This window comes from Burkholderia sp. YHN3-13 (assembly GCF_055810675.1).
In genome coordinates this window covers 1-22,460 of sequence record NZ_JBVVNQ010000008.1, presented here as the reverse complement: position 1 = coordinate 22,460, position 22,460 = coordinate 1, and the positions used below count along the sequence as shown (strand labels likewise).

Sequence of the window (22,460 nt, the reverse complement as noted above, 5' to 3'; positions counted from 1 at the left end):
AATCGGAAATTCGGGCGGGCCGCGTTCGGCCGCCCGATACAACGTTCAGGCGATGCGGATGTCGACGTCGATGTTGCCGCGCGTCGCCTTCGAGTACGGGCAGGTCTGGTGCGCGGCGTCGACGATCCGTTGCGCGACGTCGCGGTCGAGCCCCGGCACGCTCACGTTCAGCCGGGCCTGCAGGAAATACGCGTTGCCGCCGGTGCCGAGATCCACTTCGGCGTCGACCGCGAGATCGGCCGGCAGCGTCACCTTCGCGGCACGCGCCGCAAGCTGCATCGCGCCGATGAAACAGGCCGACCAGCCGGCGGCGAACAGCTGTTCCGGGTTGGTGCCGGTGCCGGCGCTGCCCGGCGACGACAGCTGGATGTCGAGGCGGCCGTCGGAACTGCGCGCCGCGCCGTCGCGGCCGCCGGAAGTCGTATGCGTCTTGCCCGTGTACAGCACTGTTTCGATCTTGCTCATCATTGGCTCCGTCAGTGGGGTTTGTTTCAGATGCGATTCGATCGCATGCGATGCAGTTTGGTCGAGATGATTTCCCTAGTCAAGCGCATTCGATTAAATCGCATGCGATATTTTGTATTTCAATGTATCTGGCACGTGTCGCGCCTTTCCGGACAAGGCTTTCCGACGATCGCGCCCTGATATCGAGCAGATCGGCAAACGTGCCGGATTCCGGGCAGGGCACACGAAAACGCCCGGGAGACGGGATGACCGCCCCGCAGGGCGGCCGCTCCATCACGTTGCGGCGATCTCGGCGATCGCGACGAGGATGACGGCCGCATCGGCCGGCAACTGGCGCGGGGAGAACGCCGAACGCGCGTGTCGCAGGGAAGGCTGCTTGCCGCGCCGGCATCGGAAACGCGCCGATCTGCCTGCCTCGAAACCCGCAGTTGGATAAAACCATCGACCTATCCGGATAACTTTTCTTATCACAACACCACGATTAAATATCCAAACTCGTCACTTCAAAAACGCTTCCGACATCGAACAGGGAGGCGCCTCGCAGGGCAGGGCAGCGAACACGCGCCGTCAATCCGGCGCGTCCAGCCGCGCCAGCAGCACCGTCAGCACGTCCGCCGTCGCCCGCGCGACACCGTGAGCGGTCGTGTCGACCAGCGCATGCGCGCATTCGCGATACAGCGGGTCGCGCATCCGGTATTGCGCGGCGAGCGTTTGCCGCGGTTCGGCCACCTGCAGCAGCGGCCGCCGCGTGTCGTCGCGGGTCCGGCGCCACAACGCATCGGGATCCGCATGCAGGTAGACCACGCAGCCGCGTTCGTTCAGGCGCGCGCGGGTGCGCGGATTCAGGATCGCGCCCCCGCCGGTCGCCACGATCACGTTCGCGCGCTGCGTCAGTTCGTCGACGATATGCGTTTCGAGCAGCCGGAAACCGCGTTCGCCGACGCTGTCGAACAGCGCGGCGACCGAGCGGCCCGTGCGCCGCTCGATCTCGTCGTCGCTGTCGGCGAACGCCCAGCCGAGCGATGCCGCCAGTGCACGGCCGAGCGTCGACTTGCCCGCGCCCATCATGCCGACCAGGAACGCGCGCGCGGGCAGCGCACGCGCACCGGCCGTCACGACGACGGCGCTCATAGCCGCCGGGCGAGCGGCCAGCCGGCCCGCGTCGCCAGGCAGATCCGCCGCGTGCGCACCGCGTCCGACAGGGTATCGAGCGCCGCGCCGGTCGACGCGTCGTCGGCGTCCAGCAGCGCGCCGAGCACCTGTTCGTCGGGATTGCCCGCTGCGAGGTGTTCGGCCGCCTCCGCCGCAATGGTGCGCGGCGTGCGGTCCGGCCCCGCGTCGCCCGCCGGCCGCCGCCACCGCCCGTGCCGGTCGCGCCATCGCACGACCAGCCCGTAGAGCAGCGCACCGCCAGGCACGACCGTGTCGTCACGTGCCGCCGCCGGGCCGTCCGGCGTCGTACACCGTGTGACCCAGCTCGCGAACTCGAGCAGCGACGCATCGTGCGCGAGCGTCGCCGCGTCGAGCGCGACGGCCACGCCGGCGTCCCGCAACCGGCCGAGCAGCGGCCGCACGCCGTCGTGCGCGCCGCCGCACGGCTGCAGCAGCACCTCCAGCTCGTCCTCGTGGCGGTACGCGAGCACACGGTGCCGCTCGAGCGCAGCCGGCTCGAGCAGCGCCTGCGCCGCCTGACGGACGATCACGATCGCACGATCGTCACGCCGCTCGACGATCGCGCCGATCCGGCGCCGGGCGCGCGCCACCGGGCAGTTCACGTGTCGCTCCCGACCGCGTGAGCGCGGCTCACAGCGAACCCTGGAATTCGAGCACGCGCGTCTTGAATTCGTCGGGCACGGCCAGCGTCGTGTTGTTCGCGTAATCGAACATCACGTGCGTCGACACGCCGCGCGCGACGATGGTCTGGTCGTCGCGCTCCATCAGGTGTTCGAGATCGAAGCTCTTGCTGCCGAAGCGCACGATGCTCGAGCGGATCGTCAGGTTGTCGCCGAATTGCGCCGGTGCGAGGTACTCGCATTGCGTCTTCACCATGATGTGCGGCAGCTTCTCGCTGCGCGGCAGGCCGAGCAGGTCGAACATGTAGCAGAGGTACGAATGCTGCAGATAGTCGTAATAGACGGGACTGCTCACATGCCCCATCGAATCCGTATCGCGATACTTGACGTGAATGGGCGTTTCGTAATGTCGCTTCGCCATGGTGATTCTCCGCAATGACTGGGTTGATTTATATTTTCTTGCCCGAGTGGCCTGTCGGGCATCCGAAAATTAATCGAACGACTATCGGGCCGCCACTATCAGAACGAATAGCAACCCCGCGTGGAGCCCCGGAAAATCAAGACTTCCCTTCAACCGGATCGTTCCCCTGATTTCCAAATGAAAATCGAATGACCGACCGCATTCGCCTCCTTCAACCCGGCACGACAGATGCCGGAATTATCGAATTCGACGCTTATTTCCCTCATTCATAAGGTTATGAATTAGAAACTGATAAATGTGTTAGTTGCGCACCAAAAGCGCCATTCAATACAGTCGCGCTGTAGTAAAAAGTCCCGTTCATTATCGACAGGAGGGCAGTCCCCATGCATGCAAACGCCTGGACGACAAACCGCGACGCCGTGCTGCGCTTGCCGTCCCCTGCGGATCTGGCCCGCGCGCTGCCGCCGGCCTTGCGCGCGTCGCGCACCGTTCATACGACCCGCCGTGCGATCGTCGACGTGCTCGACGGCACGGACGACCGGCTCGTGGTCATCGCCGGTCCGTGCTCGGTGCACGATCCGGCCGCCGCGCGCGACTACGCGGCACGGCTCGCGCTGCAACGCGCGCGCTTCGCCGACGAGCTGGAAATCGTGATGCGCGTGTACTTCGAGAAGCCGCGCACGACCATCGGCTGGAAAGGGCTGATCAACGATCCGCTGCTGGACGGCAGCGACCGGATCGATGCCGGGCTGCAGGCGGCCCGCGCGCTGCTGTGCGACATCAACGGTGCGGAGATGCCGGCGGCGACCGAGTTTCTCGATCCGCTGTCGCCGCGCTACCTCGCGGATCTGGTTGCGTGGGGCGCGATCGGCGCGCGCACCGTGGAGTCGCAGGTGCATCGCGAGCTGGCGTCGTCGCTGCCGATCCCGATCGGCTTCAAGAACGGCACCGACGGCAACGTCCAGGTGGCCGTCGATGCGATGCGCGCGGCGGCGCATCCGCACCGGTTCCTGTCGATCGATGCGGATGGCCGGTTATGCGCGGCCGCGTCGCCCGGCAATCCGCACACGCACGTCGTGCTGCGCGGCGGGCGCGAGCCGAATTTCGACGCGGCCGCCGTGAATGCGGCATGCGAGCGCATGACGGGCGCGCAGGTCGCGCCGCGCGTGATGATCGACGTCAGTCACGGCAACAGCCGCCGCCAATACCGCAACCAGCTCGGTGTCGGCGCGGAAGTCGCCGCGCAGGTGGCGGCCGGCGATACGCGCATCGTCGGCGTGCTGATCGAGTCGAACCTGATCGAAGGGCGGCAGGACCTCGTGCCCGGCGTGCCGCTGCGCTACGGGCAGAGCATCACCGACGCGTGCCTGTCGTTCGCCGATACCGCGCGGCTCTTCGAGACGCTCGCTCACGCCGTGCGTACGCGGCGACGCGGCCATGCGCTGCCGCCCGGCGTCGAGTTCGCACACGAGCCGCTGCTCGCGTGCTGCGCGTGAGCGGCCCGGCGCGCTGCGCTCAGACGGCGGCTTCGTCATGAATCCGCGTCGCGTCGCCGGCCCATGCGTCGCGATAGCGGGCCAGCCAGTGCTCGGCCTGGGTCGGCGCGCCGGCGACGATCGCGTCGAGCGGGGCGAGATACCTCGATTCGTCGTGGCCGGCCGCGTCCCGGCGCGCCCGCGCACGCAGGCCGCGATGCGCGATCGCAAGCGCGTCGGCCGCCAGCGCGCGCAATGAACGGCCGTCGACGCGCGTGTCGAGCCCGGTACGCGGCACGTCGCGACGCAGCGTGAGCAGCGTGCCGCGGTCGATCCCGGCCGCCAGCGTCTCGGCCTCCGACAGCGCGGCCGGATCGTACAGCAGGCCGGTCCAGAACGCGGACAACGCGACCATCATGTCGGGCGAGCCGGCATCGGCGCCGCGCATCTCGAGATAGCGCTTGAGCCGGACCTCGGTAAACACCGTCGTCAGGTGGTCCGCGAAATCCCCCAGTGTCGGCGTCTCGCCTTCGAGATGCGGAATGCGCCGTCGCATGAAATCGCGGAACGTGTGCCCGGTCGCCTCCGCATAACGATCGCCGCGCCGCACGAAATACATCGGCACGTTGTCGAGCAGCCAGCTCACGTAGCGCTCGAAGCCGAAGCTGCGCGACAGGAACAGGGCCGGCGCGCCGCAACGATCCTCGTCGGTGTCGAGCCACGTGTGCGCACGCGTCGACAGCAGGCCCGACGGGCGGCCGTCGCGAAACGGCGAATTCGCGAACAGCGCGGTCGCGACCGGCTGCAGCGCGAGCGACACGCGCATCTTGCGCGCCATGTCGCTTTCCGACGCGAAATCGAGGTTGACCTGCACGGTGCAGGTGCGCTGCATCATGTCGAGCCCGCGCGTGCCGACGCGCGGCATGTAGCGCCGCATGATCCCGTAGCGCTGCTTCGGCATCCACGGCAGCGCTTCGCGCGACAGGTGAGGGTGAAAACCGAGCGGCACGCAGCGCAGGCCGAGCGGATCGCATGCCGCGCGGGCCGCGGCGAGGTGCGCATGCAGTTCGGCGTGCGTGTCGTGCAGCGTATCGAGCGGCGCGCCCGACAGTTCGAGCTGGCCGGCCGGCTCGAGCGAGATCGCCGCGCCGTCGCGCTGGATCACGCCGACGACCTGGCCGGCATCGACGATCGGCGTTCCGTCGCCGCGCAGCCGCTCGAGCACCGCGGCAATGCCGGACGATCCCTCGTAACGCGCGGCCGCGTGCGTCGCGCGGGCCACGACGAACTTCTCGTGCTCGGTGCCGATCCGGAACCGCGCGGCCGGCTTGCAGCCGGCGGCCAGATGATCGGCGAGCTGCTGCTCGGAGACGATCGGCGTGTTGTCCGATCCGACGGCATTCGACATCGACATCCTCCACAGGTCACATTGAGCGACCGACCGGCCGGTCGCACGGCGACTATAGCGACGTCGCCGCGCGCGCAGTACTGGCAGGGGTGATAGGGCGTCGTGCGATTCCGCGCCGCGTTACGGCTGCTTGCGCTTCGCGAAGTAGTGCGCGGGCGAATCGCCGAACGCGCGGCGGAACATCGCGATGAAATTGCTCGGCGTCGCATAGCCGAGCGCGTCGGCGATGTTGGCAACGCTGTCGCCGTTCGCCAGCCGTTCGAGCGCGTGCGTGAGCCGCGCCTGCTGCCGCCACTGCGCGAAGCTCGTGCCGGTTTCCGCGACGAACAGCCGGCTCAGCGTCCGGGCGGACAACCCGGCCCATTCGGCCCACGCGTCGAGCGTGCGGCTGTCGTGCGGCTGCCCGAGGATCGCGTTCGCGATGCGCAGCAACCGCCGGTCGTGCGGCATCGGCAAGTGCAGCGGTTCGTGCGGCGCGCGCCGCATCTCGTCGAGCAGCACGACGCTGATGCGTGCCTGTTCGATGTCGAGCCGGTCCTGGTCGGCCCACGACACCGCGCGCCGCACGAGCGCGCGCATCAGGTCGGTGATCGCGATCACGCACGGTTGATCCGGCATCCGGCGGCTCGCGGCCGGCGCGATCACGACGCTCCAGCCGCTCAACGCACCGCTGATGCTGACCTTGTGCTGCTCGCCCGGCGGAATCCAGCCCGCGCGATGCGGCGGCAGCAGCCACGAACCGTGCGGCGTGCGCACGTGCGCGAAACCGCTTTCCACGCAGAACACCTGGCCGCGCAGATGGCTGTGCCAGTCGACCTCGCGCGTGCCGAGCTGATACGCGTTGCTGCCGTCGTCCTCGCCCCAGACGGCGATCAGCGACGGGCCGTCCGCGCGTTCGCTCGGATCGGCGTCGGCGCGTGGCATGGCAGGGGAGGGAGAAGCTTCTCGGATGGGCATGGCCGGAATTCATTATTTTTTGTCTAAACAACATTATCAGCTTTGCCCGGGAGCGTCCAACAATGCGTGTCGTGTTCAAACCCAATCGAAGCAGAGGAATGCGATGCATGCAGCACTTGCTCCCTCGCCACGCGATGCCGTCGCGCTGCGCGTCCTGTCGCGAACGGCCGTTGCCGTGGCGCTCGCCCTGCTCGGCGCCTGCGCGAGCCGCGACGGGCTCGCGCCCGCCGGCACGCTGCGCGGCGCCGATACGCTCGCCGCGTCGCGCAGCCTCGCGCATGCGCCGATCGCCGACTGGCCGGCCGCCGACTGGTGGCTTGCGTTGCACGATGCGCAGCTGGATGCATTGATCGACGAAGCGCTGGCCGGCAATCCCGATCTCGCGACCGCCGATGCGCGTGCGCGCGAGGCGCAGGCGCTGGTGATCGAAGCGCAGGCCGCGCGACTGCCGCACCTCGTCGGCCGCGCGAGCGCGAAGGGCGAACGCACGTCCGGCACGCAGTTTTCGACGGACCAGGGCGGCGGTGTCTTCAGCCACACACGCGAGATCAATCTCGGTCTGAGCTGGGATCTCGATCTGTGGGGCGGCCGCCGGGCGACGTGGGAAGCCGCGCTCGGCGAAGCGCGCGCGGCGCGGATCGATGCGCAGGCCGCGCGCGTGCTGCTGTCCGTCAACGTCGCGCGCGCCTACGTGAATCTTGCCTATGCGTTCGATCAGCAGGATGTCGCGCAGGCCGAATTCGACCGCGCCGACGAAGCGCTGTCGCTGACGCGCCAGCGCGTCACGAAAGGCATCGACAACGTCGCGCAGCAGCGCCAGGCGGAAAGCGAAGTCGCGGCGGCGACGCGCGAGCAGGCCCGCGCGGCGCAGGCGATCGACAGCGCGCGCATCGCGCTCGCGATCCTGCTCGGCGCAGGCCCCGATCGCGGCCTCGCGCTCGCGCGGCCCGCGCCACTGCCGACCGCCGCGCTCGCGGTGCCGGCCGACCTGCCGGCCGCGCTGCTCGGCCGGCGCGCCGACCTCGTCGCCGCGCGCTGGCGCGTGGAGGCCGCGAGCCGCAACGTCGCGGCCGCCCGCGCGGATTTCCTGCCCGACGTCAGTCTCACCGCGCTGATCGGGCTCGCGACGCGCGGCGGCGCATCGCTGTTCCAGGCCGCCTCGCGCACCTACAACGTCAACCCGGCCGTGAGCCTGCCGATCTTCGACGGCGGCGAACGGCGCGGTGTGCTGCGCAAGCGCGACGCGCAATACGACCTCGCGGTCGCCGGCTACAACAAAACGCTGATCGGCGCGATCGGCGAGGTGGCGGACGATCTGCACCGGCTGCGTTCGCTCGCCCAGCAGGCCGATGCGCAGCAACGTGCGTTCGACTCCGCCGCCGATGCATGGCGGCTCGCGGACGCGCGCTACCGGGCCGGCGTCGGCAGCTATCTCGATGCGCTCGTCGTGCGCCAGCAGCTGCTGATCGCGAGCCGCGAGGTCGCCGCGCTGCGCGCCCAGCGCGCGGACCAGTCGCTGCAGCTCGTCGCGGCGCTCGGCGGCGGCTTTCGCGCCGAGCCGGACGACGTCGCGCTCGCCGCCACTCCTTCCCACCGTCCTTGACATCGAACCATGAGCAGCGACAACACCTTGCAGACTCCCGCGCGACCGGCAGCCGCCGATTCCGCCAGTGCCCGCCAGCAACCCGCGGCCGACCACACCGGTGCGCCGCGCGCGCCGGGCGCATCGGACGCCCGCGCGCAACCGTCGCCGGGCGGCGCCGCACCGGCGACGCCGCCGCCCGCGCGACGCAAGCACCTCGTGCGCGCGCTCGTCGGCGTGTTCGCGTTCGGCATCGTCGGCTGGGGCATCTGGTACGCGCTCGTCGGCCGCTGGTACGAAGCCACCGACAACGCCTACGCGCAAGGCAACGTCGTCGAGCTGACGCCGCAGGTAACGGGCACCGTCGTGTCGATCGACGCGGACGACGGCAACCTCGTGCGTGCCGGCACGCCGCTCGTCCGTCTCGACGCGAGCGACGCGCAGATCGCGCTCGCGGCCGCGCAGGCCGATCTCGCGGCCACGGTCCGCAAGGTGCGCGGCCTGTACAGCAATGAACGCGGGCTCGCGAACAGCATCGACGGCGCACGCGCCGACCTCGACGCGCGACGTACCGCGCTCGACAAGGCGAAGGCCGATTACCGGCGCCGCGAGGACCTCGGCCGCTCCGGCGCGATCTCGCGCGAGGAGCTCGCGCACGCGCTCGACACGCTGACGTCCGCGCAAAGCGCATATGCCGCCGCGCAAAGCGCGCTCGCCACGTTGAGCGAACAGCACCAGACGAGCAAGGCGCTCGTCGACGATACCGCGGTCGCGTCGCATCCCGATGTCCAGGCCGCGGCCTCGCGGCTGCGCGCCGCGTATCTCGCCCGCGCGCGCACCGATATCGTCGCGCCCGTCACCGGCTATGTCGCGAAACGCACGGTACAGGTCGGGCAGCGCGTGTCGCCCGGCGTGCCGTTGCTTGCGGTCGTGCCGCTGCGCGAGCTGTGGGTCGACGCGAACTTCACCGAGAAGCAGCTCGAACACATGCGGATCGGGCAACCGGTCGAGCTGACGGCCGACCTGTACGGCGACGCGGTGCGCTACACGGGCCGCGTGCAGAGCCTCGGCGTCGGCACCGGCAGCGCGTTCTCGCTGCTGCCCGCGCAGAACGCGACCGGCAACTGGATCAAGATCGTCCAGCGGCTGCCGGTGCGCATCGAACTGACGGATCCGGCACAGCTCGACGCGCATCCGTTGCGCATCGGCCTGTCGATGCACGCGCGCGTCGACCAGCACGACCGCAGCGGCGCGATGCTGTCGCGCCGCGAGCAGCGTTCGCCGGTGTTCCGCACCGACGTGTACCGCGACGAACTCGCGCGCGCCGACAGCCTGATCGCCGACGTCGTGCACGCGAACCTCCCGGCGGCGGTACGCACGGAGCGTGCGCAATGAGCGGCCCGATGCCGGCCGCCGATGCCGGTTTTCGTCCGTCGAGCGTCGCGCTGACGACGTTCGGCCTCGCGCTCGCGGTCTTCATGCAGGTGCTCGACGGCACCGTCGCGAACGTGTCGCTGCCGACCATCGCCGGCAACTTCGGCGTGAGCACGACGCAGAGCGCCTGGGTCGTCACGACGTTCTCGGTCAGCAATGCGATCGCGCTGCCGCTGACCGGGTTTCTCGTCAAGCGCGTCGGCCAGGTGAGGCTGTTCGTATGGGCGACGCTGGCGTTTACGTTCGCGTCGCTCCTGTGCGGCCTCGCGCAGAACCTGCCGCAGCTCGTCGCGTTCCGCGCGCTGCAGGGCCTCGTGGCCGGGCCGATGATTCCGACCACGCAAGCGCTGATGTTGTCGATCTACCCGCCGCAGCGGCGCGGCTTCGCGCTGTCGATGATCGCGATGGTCACCGTCGTCGCGCCGATCGCGGGCCCCGTGTTCGGCGGCTGGGTGACGGAACATTACTCGTGGCGCTGGGCGTTCCTGATCAATCTGCCGATCGGCGTGTTCGCCGCGATGTGCGTGTTCGCGCAGATGCGGGCGCGCGTCGAGACGACGGTCGCCGCGCGCGTCGACTACGTCGGACTGGCCGCGCTCATCGTCGGCGTCGGCGCGCTGCAGATCGTGCTCGACAAGGGCAACGAGGCCGACTGGTTCAACTCGACGTTCATCGTCGTGATGTCGGTGGTCGCCGCGTTCGGGATCGCGCTGTTCCTGATCTGGGAGCTCAACGAACCGAATCCGATCGTGAACCTGCGGCTGTTCGCGCATCGCAACTTCGCGGCCGGCACGCTGACGCTCGTGCTCGCGTACTCGGCCTTCTTCGCGGTCAACGTGATCGTGCCGCAGTGGCTGCAGCGCACGCTCGGCTACACGGCGTTCTGGGCCGGGCTGGCGGTCGCGCCGATGGGCGTGATCCCCGTGCTGATGACGCCGTTCATGGGCAAGTACGCGCCGCGCTTCAACATGCGCGTGCTCGTGTGCTGCGCGTTCGCGATCCTCGGCACGTCGTCGTTCCTGCGCGCGGGCTTCGTGCCCGACATCGACTTCACGCACATCGCGCTGATCCAGCTGCTGCAGGGCCTCGGCCTCGCGCTGTTCATCATGCCGATCAACAGCATCCTGCTGTCCGACCTGAAGCCGGACGAAATCGCCGCGGGCTCCGGCCTGTCGACGTTCCTGCGCACGCTCGGCGCGAGCTTCGCGGTGTCGATCACGTCGTTCCTGTGGGACCGGCGCGCCATCCTGCATCACGCGCAGCTCAGCGAACACCTGAGCGGTTTCGATCCGGCCGTGCGTGCCGAAGTCGCGCGGCTCGGCGGCGGCGATCCGCAACGCGCGGCGACGCTGCTCGGCAACCTGGTCGACGCGCAGGCGTACCAGATCTCGTTCAACGACGTGTCTTTCGCGCTCGGCTGCGTGTATCTCGCCGTGATCGCGGTGGTGTGGCTCGCCCGCCCGCCGTTCGGCCCCGGCGCGGCCGCGAAACGATGAAGCGGGCGCTGCGCGGCCCGTTCCGACCCATGCTGTTCAATTCGATGGAGATTGACCCGATGCCTACCTCCCACGCTGGAAACACGCCGCCCGAACTGGCGACGCTCGCCGTGTTCGACGTCACGGAATTTCCGCTCGTCGTCGTGCGCAACGACGCGATCGCATCCGGCGGCTACGCGCAGCGCTGGCTCGACGACATGCACGCGCTGATGCGGCACGGCGAGCCGTTTGTCATGATCTTTCCGCCGGCCCGCCCGGACGAGCCGCACGACGACCGCAAGGAACGCGGCATGTGGCTCAAGCAGAACCGTGCCGCGCTTGCCGCGGTCTGCCGCGCGCTCGTGTCGGTCGAACCGGACCCGACCGAGCGCGAAGCGGCCATCGCGAACGCGTCCGGCATCGAAAAGGCGTTCGGGATTCCGTTCGACGTGACGGCTTCGCTCGACGACGCGAAGCACGCGGGTCGGCGACGTCTGACCGAGGCGCTCTAGCGCGGCCCGTTCGCGCGCAACGCCTCGAACCGGTTGCGCAAGTCCGCCTGACTGCAGATTCCAACTAATAAACGGGGTGGCTTGTATGAAAGGACTGGATTGTCTGAAATGGTTGGTACCCGGCGACACGGACGCGTCATGGCAGCGGATGACCGACGCGGCCGCCGGAATGGGATTCGACAAGGTCGTGCTGATCGTGTTGCCGTTTACCGGCGCGTCGTTCGATCTCGCGCGCAAGTGGAGCAGCGGCGTGCCGGGCTGGACGGCGCTGTACCGGCAGCGCCAGTTCGACCGCGTCGACCCGATGCTGCGGCATTGCTTCCGTTCGGCACTGCCGCTCGTATGGGACGACGCGCTGTTCGCGCAGCCCGGGCAGCGGCCGTGCTACGAAGCGGCGGCCGCGTACGGCATGCGCAGCGGCGTCGTGCTGCCCGTGCGCGGCGCGAAAGGGGAGGTCGGCATGCTGTCGTGCGCGAGCGCGGACGATCTTGCCGCCACGCGCGAGCGCTGCGACCGTCACCTCGCGGCGCTGACGCTGCTGCGCGACGTCGCGTGCGAAGCGATCGCCGGCACGCCGTGCCACGCACCGCCCGACAGCGTGCCGCGGCTGAGCCGGCGGGAAGTCGAGTGCCTGCGCTGGCATGCGGCCGGCAAGACGTCGTGGGAAATCGGCCACATCCTGAACGTGACCGAGTCGTGCATCAATTTCCACTTCATGAACATCCGCCGCAAGTTCAACGTGTCACGTCGGCATGAAGCCGTGCTGCGCGCGGTCGAGTGGGGGCTGATCAGTATCTCCGACGTGACGGTGCCGACCTGATGCCGGCGCATCGTCGAGCCAGCGGTCGAGAAACGCGCTGAGCCACGCAGCCGTCGCGCGGTCGTGCCGCCGGCCTTCGCTCGCCTGCGTCGCGAGATCCTGCGCGCCGGGCGCCGCCAGCTTGTGCGCGGCGGCCGTGCTCCAGCGCCGCATCATCGGAAAGCTGACTTCCGGATGGAACTGGACGCCGTACGCGCGCGGCCCGTAGCGCACGGCCTGGTTCTCGAAGTGCTCGCCGGTCGCGAGGATCTCGAGCCCGGCAACGCGCTCGAAACCCTCGCGATGCCACTGGTACACGTGCGACGGCCATGAACCGAGTCGCCGGCCGGCGTGCGTCGCGGCGATCGGCCAGTAGCCGATTTCCGCGCGCCCGTCGCGGTGCGCCGTCACGCGGCCGCCCAGATGACGGATCATCATCTGCGCGCCGAGGCAAACGCCGAGAAACGGTGCCGACTCGCGCAGCGGCACGCCGATCCAGTCGATCTCGTCGCGGATCCAGCGATCGCCGTCGTTGGCGCTCATCGGGCCGCCGAACACCACGGCGCCCGCATGCCCGGCAAGCGTCGCCGGCAGCGGGTCGCCGAGCGGCGGGCGGCGGATGTCGAGCGGATGGCCGCGCGCGGCCAGCAGCCGCCCGATCCGGCCGGGGCTCGACTGTTCGCGATGCAGTACGATCAGGATCGGACGAAGTGCGGAGTGCGTCATGTCGTGTGGTCGGATAGAAGGTCAGCCCGGCTGGCCGCGCAGCGCGTCGAACGACACCATCACCTGTTCGCGGTAGGCAGGCCGTCGGCACAGGCGGGCGTACCAGGCCTCGACGTGCGGCAACGGCGGCCGCTCGACGTCGAGCGAGAAGTAGCGGAACAGCGTCGCGCCGGCCGGAATGTCGGCCAGGCCCGGCGTCGCACCGCCGAGAAACGGCTGGGTCGACAGCAGCCGGTCGAGCAGCCGGTAATGCGTCGCGCTGCGCGCGGCCTTGTCGAGCACGATCGCGTCGTCGCGCCTCTCCGGCGGCGTTCGCACGAGTGCCCAGAACAGCCCGGTCATCACGTCGGGTTCGAGCGCGGTCTGCGACCAGTCCATCCAGCGCTCCGCGCGCGAACGCGCGTACGTGTCGCGGCACCAGAACGGATTGTTCGGCACGCGCGCGGCAAGATAGCGCAGGATCGTGTGCGACTCCCACACGACGTCGCCGTCCCAGTCGATCACCGGAATCCGGCAGGTCGGATTCAGCGCCGCGAACGCGGGCGTCTGCAGCGTGCCGTGTTCGCCGCCGGCCGCGATATGCCGATACGGCAGGCCCAGCTCGCCGATGAGCCACAGCACCTTCTGCACGTTGAACGACGTGCGGCGCCCCCAGACGGTCAGCATCGCGCGGCATCCTCGCGGGCAGCGGATCGCGCGCATGCCGCATAGCGGTCGAGACCGGCGGCAAGATCCGCGATCAGGTCGTCCGGATCCTCGAGTCCGATGTGCAGGCGCACGCCGCGGCTGCCGGGCGGCCAGCGTTGCGCGAGGCCGTGCGCGTCCAGTTCGAACGGGAGCGCGAGGCTCTCGTAGCCGCCCCACGAATAGCCGAGCCCGAACAGCGCCAGGTGGTCGAGAAACGCGTCGATCGCGTGCGGCGGCGCCGGTTGCAGCACGACCGAGAACAACCCGGACGCGCCACGGAAATCGCGTCGCCACAGTGCGTGCCCGTCGTCGCCGGGCAGCGCCGGATACAGCACGCGCTGCACCTCGGCGCGCGTCGAGAGCCAGGTCGCGACCGCGAGCGCGTTGCGCTGATGCTGCCGCAGCCGCACGCCGAGCGTGCGCAGTCCGCGCAGCGCGAGATACACGTCGTCGGGGCCGGCGCACAGGCCGAGATCGCCATGCAGTTGCTTCAACGCCGGCCATGCGCGTTCGTTGGCCGACACCGTGCCGAGCATGGCATCCGAGTGCCCGACCAGATATTTGGTGCCCGCCTGGATCGACAGGTCGATACCGAGCGCATGCGGCTGCAAGAAGAGCGGCGTGGCCCAGCTGTTGTCCGCGATGACCCGTGCGCCGTGCGCATGGGCGAGCCGCACGAGTGCGGGGACGTCGTGCATGTCGAACGTGTAGGAGCCGGGCACCTCGACGTACAACGCACGCGTGTTCGACCGGAACGCGGCCGCGACCGGCGTGCTGCCGTCGTACCACGTCGTCTCGACGCCGAGTCGCGCGAGTACGCCTTCGCACGCATGACGCACCGGGCCGTAGACCGATGCGGTCATCAGCAGGTGATCGCCGGGCTTCAGGCACGACAGCAGCGCGAGCGTGCACGCGGACAGGCCCGACGGGCACAGCACCGTACCGGCGCCGCCTTCGAGGCTCGTCACCGCGCGTTCGAGCGCATCCGTCGTCGGCGTGCCGCGGCGGCCGTAGATATACGGCTGCGTGCGGTTCAGCAGATCCGACACCGTCGGGCTGAGCACGGTCGACGCATGGTAGACGGGCGGGTTGACGAAACCGTGCCATGCGGCGCTGTCGCGGCCCGCGTGCGCGAGCCGCGTGTCGTCTTGCAGGCGGTCATGCGGGCCGTCGCGCGGCGGCGACGGCGGTTCGACGGACTTCACGGCCATAGCGCGCACCGCTCCCAATGCTGGCCGGCACGCCGGTAAGCCTGCCGCGCGAAGCGGCGCGCACTGTCAGCCCGCCAGAATTCGGCTTCGTCGGGCGCCAGCGTGTACAGGTGCCAGTCGTCCGACACGAGCGCCGGATCGGCGGCCAGCCGCTCGAGCTGCGCGTCGATCGCGCGCGTCAGGTCGGCCGGATCGTCGAGCCGTTCGCTTTGCCGTCCGGCCAGGATGCTCGCGCGCGATCGTTCGGGGCGGCCCGCGAAATCGGCGCGGCCTTCGGCGGCCGGCAGCCGCTCGACCGGGCCGCTCAGCCGGATCTGGCTCGCGATCGCGGGCCAGTAGAACGTCATCGCCGCGTACGGCCGGTTCGCGAGCTGGCGCCCCTTGGGGCTGCGCGCATTCGCCGCGAAATGCCAGCCGCGCGCGTCGACGTTGAGCAGAACGACGGAGCGTGCATCGGGCCGTCCGTCCGGGTGGACCGTCGACAGCGTCATCACCTGCGGCTCCAGTGCGCCGGCGGTCACGGCTTCGTCGAGCCAGCGTTCGAACTGCGCGTGCGGCGTGTCCGCCCAGTTTTCGGGCGGTACGTGCGGCGCGGCATGCGCGAGGGTTTTCAGCGCCTTCAGGCGCGTTGCGATCGTATCCATGGCGACACTCATGCGATGCCGAATTGCGTCGCGCGGGCGATCAGCCGATGCGCGGCGAGATAGTCGGGGACTTCCGCGAGGAAACCGTCGACGACGGCGGCCGCCACGCGCCGGCCGCCGGACGCGCGCCGCGCGGTGTCGAACGCGTCGATCACGCGGCGGGCGAGGGCGACTTCGTCGGCCGTCGGCGTCAGCACGCGATTGACGACCGGCACGAACTGCGCGTTGACGATCGCTTTCGCCTGGTACCCGAGGCCGCGCGACACGCGCATGTCGAGTTCCGCGCCTTCGTTGTCGGCATAGCTGTACGGACAATCGATCGCGGTGACGCCGACGGCCGCGCATTCGACGCGAAAACGCGAGCGCACGTAGTCGAGCTCGCGGCCCGCACGCGTGCGCTCGGCCCCCATGTCGGCCACCATGTCCTCGGTCGCGACGAGCACCGCCGACACACGCGGGCTCGACCGCGCGATCGCCATCGTGTTCACGAGGCCGAGCGTCGTCTCGACGTTCGGCACCAGCTCGGTCGAACCGGGTGCGATGTCGTATTCGCGTTCAAAGCGCGTGACGGCGTCGTCGAGCGCGACGACCTGCTCGGGCGTCGCGACGTACGACATCATCACGATGTCCGGACGGCCGCGCATCGCGGCGCGCAGGTCGTCGATGCCGCCCGCGTCGAGCGGGTTCACGCGCACGGACGCCAGCGCGCCGGCATCGCGCCAGCCCGCGAGCACGCGCTCGCTCAGTTCGCGCGCGGCCGGGCGCCGGTCGGGCGGCGTAAAGGTTTCGAGTTCCTGGATCAGCACGTCCGCACCGCTCGCGGTGCCGTCAACGAGCGCATCGTGATCGGCGCCGGCGAGAAAGAGCCAGGAGCGGCGCAGGCGGGAAGGGCGTCGGTTCGTCGGTGTCATGCGTGGTTTCCTGTAGGTCGCGTGGTACGCGGGGCGATGGCGCGGGCCGTCAGCCGGCGCGCATCATCTGGTTGAAGATGTTCTTGCGATGCATTTCCTCGGTACCGCCGACGCTCATGAAGCCCAGCGCGTCCGACGCGAACGCGGCCACCGGCCCGGCCTGGTAGCCGAGGCTGCCGTACAGCCGCACGAGGCCGAGCGCGCTGTCGACGAGATCCTGCGCGCCGACCAGCTTCGCGATCGAGCAGGTCATCAGCGCCTGCGGGTGATCCGTCAGCAACTGCGCGAGTGCGCCGCGCGCGAGCCACGTGCCGCGCTCGATGCCGATCTGCAGGTCGACGAGGCGGCGCTGCACGTACTGGTGTGCATCGATCGTGCTGTCGAAGCTGCGTCGTTCGCGGCAGTAGCCGATCGCATCGCGCAGGTACGGCGCCGTCACCTGGGCGGCGACGAGGCCGTAGTAGAGCCGGCCGAGCGAGATGATGTCGATCAGGTTGCCGAGCCCCGCGCCCGGTTCGCCGAGCAGCTGGCCGCGCGTGATCGGGCAATCGTCGAAATGCAGCGCGCCGGTGGGCAGGTCGTCGAGGCCGAGCTTGCGGTCGGGCGCGGCCACCGTCATGCCCGGCTGGTCGCGATCAACGATCACGAGCGCGGTGTTGCGCCGGCCCGGCGTTTCGATGCGCGTGACGACGAGGATGAAACGCGCGAGCGGCGCGTGCGCGATATTGAATTTGCTGCCGGTCAGGCGGTAGCCGTCGCCGTGCTCGGCGAGCGTCGTCGCGATGCTGCGCACGTCGGTGCCGGTGCCCGGTTCGGCGATCGCGGTCGCACTCAGTTCGCCGCGCAGGATCGCGCCGAAATAGCGGTCCTGCTGCGTCGCCGTGCCGTATCGCTCGAGTGCGCGCACCATGCCGGCCTGCGCGATCACCGACAGCAGCAGCGCCGGGCGGCGGATCGACGATGCAAGCCCTTCGAGCGCCGCGGAAAAATGCCACCAGCCGTGACCGTCGCCGCCGTATGTCTCCGGCACGATCATGTCCCACAGTCCCTCGTGCCCGAGCCGCGCCCAGCCGGCTTCGTCGAATCCGGCGGGCGCGCGGCCGTCGTGCGCCGCGGCCGCGGCGATCTCCGCGCCGATGTCGCGAAAGCGCGCCAGCGTCGCGTGCTGTTCCTGCGTCCAGTCAAATGGCATCTGTCGTGTCTCCGGTCGAAGCGGCGCGGCCTGCGACGGCGCGCCAGCGATGCCGACAAGGTTAAGGGGGCACGGACAGCGGAGGTACTGGCAGTAGTGGTAGTTGCCGCGCCAGTGACGGCGATGACACCCGGCACATGGCGCGCCGGTTTCGCGTTGCCGGCCCATTGTTTCCGCGCGGCCAACTGTGAAGTCTTCCGCCAGGCATCGATCGGGCGGGCGTCCGTTCCGATAATCGATGCACAAGGTCAGGGCAGGGTACGCGGCGATCCGGTCGCGACACGCCCGACCCGCGGGAAAAGGCGGAGGGCATGATGGATACGATGGCGCCCGAACGGAAGGCCTGCATCACGGCCGGGCAGGACGCGCCGGCGCTCGGCATTCGGCGCATCTGGGGCGCGAAGGACGGAACGCCGATCCTCCTGCGCGCGATCGAGCCCGGCGATCTCGACATCGAACGCGAGCTGGTCGACCGTCTGTCGAGCCGCAGCCGCTACATGCGGTTGATGTCCGCGCGCAAGCCGACCGAAGACGAGTTGATCCGATGGACCCGCATCGATCGCCGGCGGGAAGGCGCGGTGATTGCGACGATCCGCGCCGGCGGCCGCGAGCGGTTGATCGGCGTTGCGCGTTATGCGACGGACGACGGAGCAACCGAGGTCGTCGAATGCGCGATCGTGATCGACGACGTATGGCAGCGGCAAGGGCTCGGCCGTGTGCTGCTGTCGAGCCTGATCGATCTGGCGCGGCGCTCGGGCATGCGGCAGATGGTCGGCACGATGCTGACCGAGAACAGTGCGATGAAACGCCTTGCGCGTTCCGTCGGCTTCACGCTGTCACGCCAGCCGGGGCGCGCATTCGTGACGGATCTGCGGCTCGACCTGGATACCCGTTGGGGAGCTTGATGCCGTGGCACTCCGAGAGCTTCTCGCAGGCCATGGTCGAAGAGCTGTTTGGTTCGCGCGGTACCTACGGTTTCTCGGGCGGTGCAGAGGAAGCGAGGATTGCGCAGCGATATCGTGACCAGGCAGCAGCCGTGGCCACTGCGGGGTTTAACAGGCTGGCGAGCCACCTGCGACAACTAGCGGACTCGTATGCCTTGCAAGCGGAGCGTGATGAGAAGCAAGGTCCATACAGGGCGGAGTAGAGCTGCAAAGCCGTCCAGCTGGCGAAAAACAATTGTCGCCCCGTGCACGCGTATGAAGTGGGACACGTGTAACACTATTGGAGTGCGCAGCCCCATAAGGGGAGACAGAAGTTGCTGGCAACCTTGCGCCCCCTGATGGTCGACGTTGCACATGGGAGAGGGCCGGTCGGCCCATCACTCACAGGGTTGGAAGCGGAAGCGATCACCGTCATGTATGGCGTGACTACCGCATCGATCCGGGAGTACTGGACCCGAAAGGCGTTCCTCAACGAAGCCGGCAGCATTACAGCGCACGGGTGTTAAGTACGAGCCCTTCTTCCCACACTGAAGTCTCATCCGGGCAGGGTGACCAGGAAAAGCACATATGACGTGGGATGGTTTCGCAGAGGACCATTACTTTCCCGGCGACTACCTCCCTTACTCTGCGATAAACGTGCCTTTGACCAGCACGTTCGGTGCACCCTCAGCCCTCGTCAGCACGAGCTTCGCTCCGTGCACGCTGACTTCGAATTTTGCCTGTTCGGGGGTAAATGTTGGCGGGTAGAGGGTACCGTTCCGAACCGTGATCAGATCGCGATCATTCGATGATGTCCATGAGGCTGTACTGCCTTCACCAAACAGTACATCGGGGTCCTCGCCAGGTATGTGAGGGGCCATCGTGAAATTCGTCTCGACCCGTCCATCCTCGTGGAATCGAATCCACAGCGCTTCGCTGATGTCTCGCTGCTGCGTGCGGACGTCGCCCGACTTCATGATCTTGCTTGTCAGTTCAACCGTCTGCGGTGGATGTTTTTTCTGGTCAACGACCGCACCTTCGTACTGCGCTTCCTGCAGATACCACTGTCTGCCGACAAGACCTGCCACCGGAGAAGCGGCCGGCCGCCCATCGCGGATGCGCTTGTCGACTTCCAGCGCACACTTGGTAAAGATATCGAACGCCTTGATCCTGTCTTCACTCTTCAGCGTCCCATCGCTTATCAGACTTGCGCGGACGGACGACAGGGTTTCAGCGCTGAGCTCGCCCCCGTGGCCCAGCTCAGCCTTCGCTTTGGCCGCGGTGGACTCGTCAAGGCCGCCGCCACATGTCGCAAGTACGGTGACGGTGTGATCTTGCGCTTCGGTCCCAAGTGAGGCCGTTTTTGTGGCGCAACCTGCGGTCAGTCCCAACGCAAGACATGCAACTATGCTTACCAGATCAAGTTTCATCTTTGAGTTCAGTTACCCTTCGAGTTACCTGAAACGGATATCGGACGGATCTCGCCGAAACTTTAGCGTTTGCCGAAGTGCCTGCGCTGCACGCGAAGATCCTCCTTTATCTTTCCGAAAAGTCTCAAAGCCTCATTCCTACCGACCCGATTGGGTGGGCGGCAACCCTGGCTTCTGACACCCGACGACGAGGGTCCGTCAAGGGCGGCAAGCCTGAATCTCGAGCGCGTGGAGGGCTTACTCGAGCTGGGCTATTTCACGGAGCACCTTGGGCGAAGAAGTTTTGCGCACTCAAACGAACCGAGGTCGAGATACCCAGCGTCTTTCCAGGGGTAGTGAGGGACACTGGCGACGGCTGGAAACTGGCGTCGGGGCGCGAGCTTGAGGCAATTTGTGAATATCGAAGGTAAACCTGCCCGCATTCACACTTTTGCTGCGAAGCACTCAAACAGCCTGAATTACCACGCACATTTCTGTTCCGTCGATATTCACGATCTTGCTCCAAAGCACTTTGCTTCGGAGCAAATATGTGAGTGTCGAATCGGCCAGAACGGCCGTGCAGCAAACTTGTGAATGTGCGATTCATGGGGGCAAATCTGTGAATATCCAAGGGAAACCTGCCCGCATTCACGCTTTTGCTGCGAAGCACTCGAAGCACTCTGACGTACAGAAATGAGGAGGGAAATGTCGGCAGATTCATTGATGGACAGAAATCCTTATGGAAAGAGACGAAACTGCTTCTTTCTGTCATTTTCACCCTGATTTCTGTACAAACAGCCTGGATTACCGCCCACATTTCTGTTCCGTCGATATGCGCTCCGGCAGTTCAAACCGCCGCCAGCATGCGCCGAAACCCCCAAACGCGACATTAGGATATGGCTGCTACACACAATGTCATACCCGGATTCAGATGTCGTAGCGCCAGCTAAATACAGATGTCGCATGTTTCATCGGTTTTCCGTCATGCCGTGTTGAAGCGCCGAGCCTGAAGCAGCAGGGCGCTTACGCTCATCCGCGGGCCTTGACGGACCGCCGGTTCGATTCCGCTTGAGATGTAACCTGCAGAATTGCTGCATCCATGTCTGCCGCCGTGAACCGGCGTGGCTTCTTCGTGCCGGGTTGCGCTTCGTTCGCCCGCACTGGCAGCCCTCGATGGGTTCGCGACGGCGCGGTTCCGATCCGCCGGCTGTCGCGCTGCGCCTGAAACGCTTGTGCGACCTGCAACGCATGGCTCAAGCGCTTGTGATCCACGATCGCGCCTTGATCCACCTCGGCCAGCCGGTCATAGGCTCGGGCCGACAGAATCTGGGCCGCCGCTCGAAGCTCGATGCGCCCATCCGGGTACTCCCACACCTCGATGTCGCGATGTATCCACGCCCGATTCTCCGGCGTGTCGTCCAGCAGGTAGAGCACCCGGTCGTATTGCACCGTCAGCGCCTTCGTGACCCGACGCGTTTCGCGCCAAGTCAGCTAGACATCCAGATCCTCGTCGTCCCGCAGCGGCCGGTGCGCGTCGAAGTCGCTGCGCGGCGGCTTCGCGAAGCGGGCGTTATATGTAGCGATGAAGGAGGGCGCATAAGCGTTGGCGTCGGCTACCGTGCTGATGCCGCGCAGTCTCAACTCCTTGACCAGCCGGTCCTGCAACGTCAGGTGTGCACGCTCGACGCGCCCCTTGGCCGAGCTGCTGTTCGCGCAGAACGTGTCGATGTTCAGCTCGTACATCGCGCGGCCGAACGGTGTCACACGGTTACCGGTCTTGCCTGGCTTCACGTTGCGGAACACGCTGGCCTTGTCGCTGTAGAACGCCCCAGGTTTGCCGTGCCGTTCGATGTACGCGCGCGTCGCTTCGAAGTAGCTGAAGGTCGATTCGGTCTGAGTGAAGTGCAGCATCATCAACCGGCTCGTCGCGTCGTCCACGTACACCAGCAGCGTGCAGGCCGGCGCCCGTTCCTCGAACCACCGATGATCACTGCCGTCGATCTGGATCAGTTCGCCCAAGCACGCCCGGCGCGCTCTCGGCTGATAAACCTTCGGCGGCCGCTGCCGGCGCGGAATCCACAAGCCAGCCTCCGTCATCAGCTTCCGGACCGTCTCCTTGGCCAGCCGGATGCCGTGACATTCCCAGAGCTTCTCGCAGGCCAGCGTCGGCCCGAAATCGGCGTAGCGATCACGGATGACCGATAGCGCCTGGTCGGCGGCTCCTGGGTCCAGCCGACGGTTGCCGGGCTTCGATCGGTGTCCCGATACCAAACCCGCCGCGCCATGTTCCCGAAGTCGGGCGGCCAGCCGGCGAATCTGTCGTGTCGTCAGTTCCAGCCGTTCCGCTGCACGCCACGGCTTGAGCTTGCCATCCGCCACGTCCTGAATGACCTTGAATCGGTCCAGCTCGCGCATCGTCATCGTGATCCGCTCCGT

The 22,460-nt window shown here is 67.8% G+C and carries 20 protein-coding genes and 1 pseudogene; 7 read left to right on the top strand and 14 right to left on the bottom strand.

Annotated elements, in window-relative coordinates; all coding sequences use genetic code 11:
* Positions 1 to 45 precede the first annotated feature (45 nt).
* From AC0KUR_RS19175 to AC0KUR_RS19160, 4 genes are all read right to left on the bottom strand, one after another.
* Positions 46 to 465, bottom strand: a complete 420-nt coding sequence (locus AC0KUR_RS19175; RefSeq protein WP_034187020.1) for an organic hydroperoxide resistance protein — start codon at positions 463 to 465, stop codon at positions 46 to 48.
* A 567-nt stretch (positions 466 to 1,032) separates the two neighbouring features.
* On the bottom strand, positions 1,033 to 1,596 hold the full coding sequence (locus tag AC0KUR_RS19170; protein WP_233622851.1) for a shikimate kinase: 564 nt from the start codon (positions 1,594 to 1,596) through the stop codon (positions 1,033 to 1,035).
* Complete coding sequence (locus AC0KUR_RS19165; protein ID WP_069705117.1) at positions 1,593 to 2,240, bottom strand: hypothetical protein; 648 nt, start codon at positions 2,238 to 2,240, stop codon at positions 1,593 to 1,595. Before AC0KUR_RS19165 ends, AC0KUR_RS19170 begins: the two co-directional genes overlap by 4 nt.
* Before the next feature lie 28 nt (positions 2,241 to 2,268).
* On the bottom strand, positions 2,269 to 2,679 hold the full coding sequence (locus AC0KUR_RS19160) for an acyl-CoA thioesterase (RefSeq protein WP_034186859.1): 411 nt from the start codon (positions 2,677 to 2,679) through the stop codon (positions 2,269 to 2,271).
* 383 nt (positions 2,680 to 3,062) lie between these two features.
* Here AC0KUR_RS19160 and AC0KUR_RS19155 point away from each other — a divergent pair, with 383 nt between their 5' ends.
* Entirely contained in the window at positions 3,063 to 4,175 is a 1,113-nt protein-coding gene (locus AC0KUR_RS19155) for a 3-deoxy-7-phosphoheptulonate synthase (protein ID WP_063896725.1), read from the top strand.
* A 19-nt stretch (positions 4,176 to 4,194) separates the two neighbouring features.
* On the opposite strand, the gene AC0KUR_RS19150 is transcribed toward AC0KUR_RS19155, so the two are convergent.
* Entirely contained in the window at positions 4,195 to 5,562 is a 1,368-nt protein-coding gene (locus AC0KUR_RS19150; RefSeq protein WP_059557851.1) for a glutamate--cysteine ligase, read from the bottom strand.
* Positions 5,563 to 5,682: 120 nt separating this feature from the next.
* Complete coding sequence (locus tag AC0KUR_RS19145; protein ID WP_034186858.1) at positions 5,683 to 6,519, bottom strand: AraC family transcriptional regulator; 837 nt, start codon at positions 6,517 to 6,519, stop codon at positions 5,683 to 5,685.
* A gap of 103 nt (positions 6,520 to 6,622) precedes the next feature.
* Here AC0KUR_RS19145 and AC0KUR_RS19140 point away from each other — a divergent pair, with 103 nt between their 5' ends.
* The 5 genes from AC0KUR_RS19140 to AC0KUR_RS19120 all read left to right on the top strand — a co-directional run bounded on the left by AC0KUR_RS19140 (position 6,623) and on the right by AC0KUR_RS19120 (position 12,342).
* Positions 6,623 to 8,122: an efflux transporter outer membrane subunit gene (locus AC0KUR_RS19140; RefSeq protein ID WP_051700916.1), complete on the top strand. Its 1,500-nt coding sequence runs from the start codon at positions 6,623 to 6,625 to the stop codon at positions 8,120 to 8,122.
* Positions 8,123 to 8,131: 9 nt separating this feature from the next.
* Positions 8,132 to 9,496: an EmrA/EmrK family multidrug efflux transporter periplasmic adaptor subunit gene (locus AC0KUR_RS19135; RefSeq protein WP_473376298.1), complete on the top strand. Its 1,365-nt coding sequence runs from the start codon at positions 8,132 to 8,134 to the stop codon at positions 9,494 to 9,496.
* On the top strand, positions 9,493 to 11,031 hold the full coding sequence (locus AC0KUR_RS19130; protein WP_069706256.1) for a DHA2 family efflux MFS transporter permease subunit: 1,539 nt from the start codon (positions 9,493 to 9,495) through the stop codon (positions 11,029 to 11,031). Before AC0KUR_RS19135 ends, AC0KUR_RS19130 begins: the two co-directional genes overlap by 4 nt.
* A 59-nt stretch (positions 11,032 to 11,090) precedes the next feature.
* The gene (locus AC0KUR_RS19125) at positions 11,091 to 11,522 is read left to right on the top strand and encodes a hypothetical protein (RefSeq protein WP_049034540.1); all 432 of its coding nucleotides are present in this window, start codon (positions 11,091 to 11,093) and stop codon (positions 11,520 to 11,522) included.
* Between the two features lie 85 nt (positions 11,523 to 11,607).
* Positions 11,608 to 12,342, top strand: coding sequence for an autoinducer binding domain-containing protein (locus tag AC0KUR_RS19120; RefSeq protein ID WP_059557651.1), 735 nt, complete (start codon positions 11,608 to 11,610; stop codon positions 12,340 to 12,342).
* On the opposite strand, the gene AC0KUR_RS19115 is transcribed toward AC0KUR_RS19120, so the two are convergent.
* From AC0KUR_RS19115 to AC0KUR_RS19090, 6 genes are read right to left on the bottom strand one after another with little or no spacing between them, the layout of a single operon-like run.
* Positions 12,265 to 13,047 carry a glutamine amidotransferase gene (locus AC0KUR_RS19115; RefSeq protein WP_069706255.1) on the bottom strand — a complete coding sequence of 261 codons (783 nt, stop codon included), beginning with the start codon at positions 13,045 to 13,047 and terminating at the stop codon, positions 12,265 to 12,267. The genes AC0KUR_RS19120 and AC0KUR_RS19115 overlap by 78 nt on opposite strands.
* A gap of 21 nt (positions 13,048 to 13,068) precedes the next feature.
* Positions 13,069 to 13,713, bottom strand: coding sequence for a glutathione S-transferase family protein (locus AC0KUR_RS19110; RefSeq protein WP_034187012.1), 645 nt, complete (start codon positions 13,711 to 13,713; stop codon positions 13,069 to 13,071).
* The gene (metC, locus tag AC0KUR_RS19105) at positions 13,707 to 14,945 is read right to left on the bottom strand and encodes a cystathionine beta-lyase (protein WP_051700913.1); all 1,239 of its coding nucleotides are present in this window, start codon (positions 14,943 to 14,945) and stop codon (positions 13,707 to 13,709) included. Before metC ends, AC0KUR_RS19110 begins: the two co-directional genes overlap by 7 nt.
* Positions 14,936 to 15,589 (bottom strand): pyridoxine/pyridoxamine 5'-phosphate oxidase, encoded by a 654-nt coding sequence (locus AC0KUR_RS19100; protein ID WP_175029065.1) that lies wholly within the window; start codon positions 15,587 to 15,589, stop codon positions 14,936 to 14,938. The genes metC and AC0KUR_RS19100 overlap by 10 nt, the downstream gene beginning before the upstream one ends.
* Before the next feature lie 8 nt (positions 15,590 to 15,597).
* A complete protein-coding gene (locus AC0KUR_RS19095) occupies positions 15,598 to 16,500 on the bottom strand; it encodes an HpcH/HpaI aldolase/citrate lyase family protein (RefSeq protein ID WP_034186854.1) in 903 nt (300 codons plus the stop codon).
* A gap of 49 nt (positions 16,501 to 16,549) precedes the next feature.
* Positions 16,550 to 17,692 carry an acyl-CoA dehydrogenase family protein gene (locus AC0KUR_RS19090; RefSeq protein ID WP_034186853.1) on the bottom strand — a complete coding sequence of 381 codons (1,143 nt, stop codon included), beginning with the start codon at positions 17,690 to 17,692 and terminating at the stop codon, positions 16,550 to 16,552.
* Positions 17,693 to 18,003: 311 nt separating this feature from the next.
* Between AC0KUR_RS19090 and AC0KUR_RS19085 the strand changes: the two genes are divergently transcribed.
* Positions 18,004 to 18,597, top strand: a complete 594-nt coding sequence (locus AC0KUR_RS19085) for a GNAT family N-acetyltransferase (RefSeq protein ID WP_473376297.1) — start codon at positions 18,004 to 18,006, stop codon at positions 18,595 to 18,597.
* Between the two features lie 659 nt (positions 18,598 to 19,256).
* Here the strand turns inward: AC0KUR_RS19085 and AC0KUR_RS19080 are convergent.
* Positions 19,257 to 20,045, bottom strand: a complete 789-nt coding sequence (locus AC0KUR_RS19080; protein ID WP_154233713.1) for a hypothetical protein — start codon at positions 20,043 to 20,045, stop codon at positions 19,257 to 19,259.
* Between the two features lie 1,008 nt (positions 20,046 to 21,053).
* A pseudogene (locus AC0KUR_RS19075) lies at positions 21,054 to 22,445 on the bottom strand (ISNCY family transposase).
* Positions 22,446 to 22,460 lie beyond the last annotated feature (15 nt).

Excerpts from the sequence above, each read along its gene's own strand:
- AC0KUR_RS19175 (WP_034187020.1), bottom strand. The coding sequence starts at position 465 with ATGAGCAAGATCGAAACAGTGCTGTACACGGGCAAGACGCATACGACT.
- AC0KUR_RS19170 (WP_233622851.1), bottom strand. The coding sequence starts at position 1,596 with ATGAGCGCCGTCGTCGTGACGGCCGGTGCGCGTGCGCTGCCCGCGCGC.
- AC0KUR_RS19160 (WP_034186859.1), bottom strand. The coding sequence starts at position 2,679 with ATGGCGAAGCGACATTACGAAACGCCCATTCACGTCAAGTATCGCGAT.
- AC0KUR_RS19155 (WP_063896725.1), top strand. The coding sequence starts at position 3,063 with ATGCATGCAAACGCCTGGACGACAAACCGCGACGCCGTGCTGCGCTTG.
- AC0KUR_RS19150 (WP_059557851.1), bottom strand. The coding sequence starts at position 5,562 with ATGTCGAATGCCGTCGGATCGGACAACACGCCGATCGTCTCCGAGCAG.
- AC0KUR_RS19145 (WP_034186858.1), bottom strand. The coding sequence starts at position 6,519 with ATGCCCATCCGAGAAGCTTCTCCCTCCCCTGCCATGCCACGCGCCGAC.
- AC0KUR_RS19140 (WP_051700916.1), top strand. The coding sequence starts at position 6,623 with ATGCATGCAGCACTTGCTCCCTCGCCACGCGATGCCGTCGCGCTGCGC.
- AC0KUR_RS19135 (WP_473376298.1), top strand. The coding sequence starts at position 8,132 with ATGAGCAGCGACAACACCTTGCAGACTCCCGCGCGACCGGCAGCCGCC.
- AC0KUR_RS19130 (WP_069706256.1), top strand. The coding sequence starts at position 9,493 with ATGAGCGGCCCGATGCCGGCCGCCGATGCCGGTTTTCGTCCGTCGAGC.
- AC0KUR_RS19125 (WP_049034540.1), top strand. The coding sequence starts at position 11,091 with ATGCCTACCTCCCACGCTGGAAACACGCCGCCCGAACTGGCGACGCTC.
- AC0KUR_RS19120 (WP_059557651.1), top strand. The coding sequence starts at position 11,608 with ATGAAAGGACTGGATTGTCTGAAATGGTTGGTACCCGGCGACACGGAC.
- AC0KUR_RS19115 (WP_069706255.1), bottom strand. The coding sequence starts at position 13,047 with ATGACGCACTCCGCACTTCGTCCGATCCTGATCGTACTGCATCGCGAA.
- AC0KUR_RS19110 (WP_034187012.1), bottom strand. The coding sequence starts at position 13,713 with ATGCTGACCGTCTGGGGGCGCCGCACGTCGTTCAACGTGCAGAAGGTG.
- metC (WP_051700913.1), bottom strand. The coding sequence starts at position 14,945 with ATGGCCGTGAAGTCCGTCGAACCGCCGTCGCCGCCGCGCGACGGCCCG.
- AC0KUR_RS19100 (WP_175029065.1), bottom strand. The coding sequence starts at position 15,589 with ATGGATACGATCGCAACGCGCCTGAAGGCGCTGAAAACCCTCGCGCAT.
- AC0KUR_RS19095 (WP_034186854.1), bottom strand. The coding sequence starts at position 16,500 with ATGACACCGACGAACCGACGCCCTTCCCGCCTGCGCCGCTCCTGGCTC.
- AC0KUR_RS19090 (WP_034186853.1), bottom strand. The coding sequence starts at position 17,692 with ATGCCATTTGACTGGACGCAGGAACAGCACGCGACGCTGGCGCGCTTT.
- AC0KUR_RS19085 (WP_473376297.1), top strand. The coding sequence starts at position 18,004 with ATGATGGATACGATGGCGCCCGAACGGAAGGCCTGCATCACGGCCGGG.
- AC0KUR_RS19080 (WP_154233713.1), bottom strand. The coding sequence starts at position 20,045 with ATGAAACTTGATCTGGTAAGCATAGTTGCATGTCTTGCGTTGGGACTG.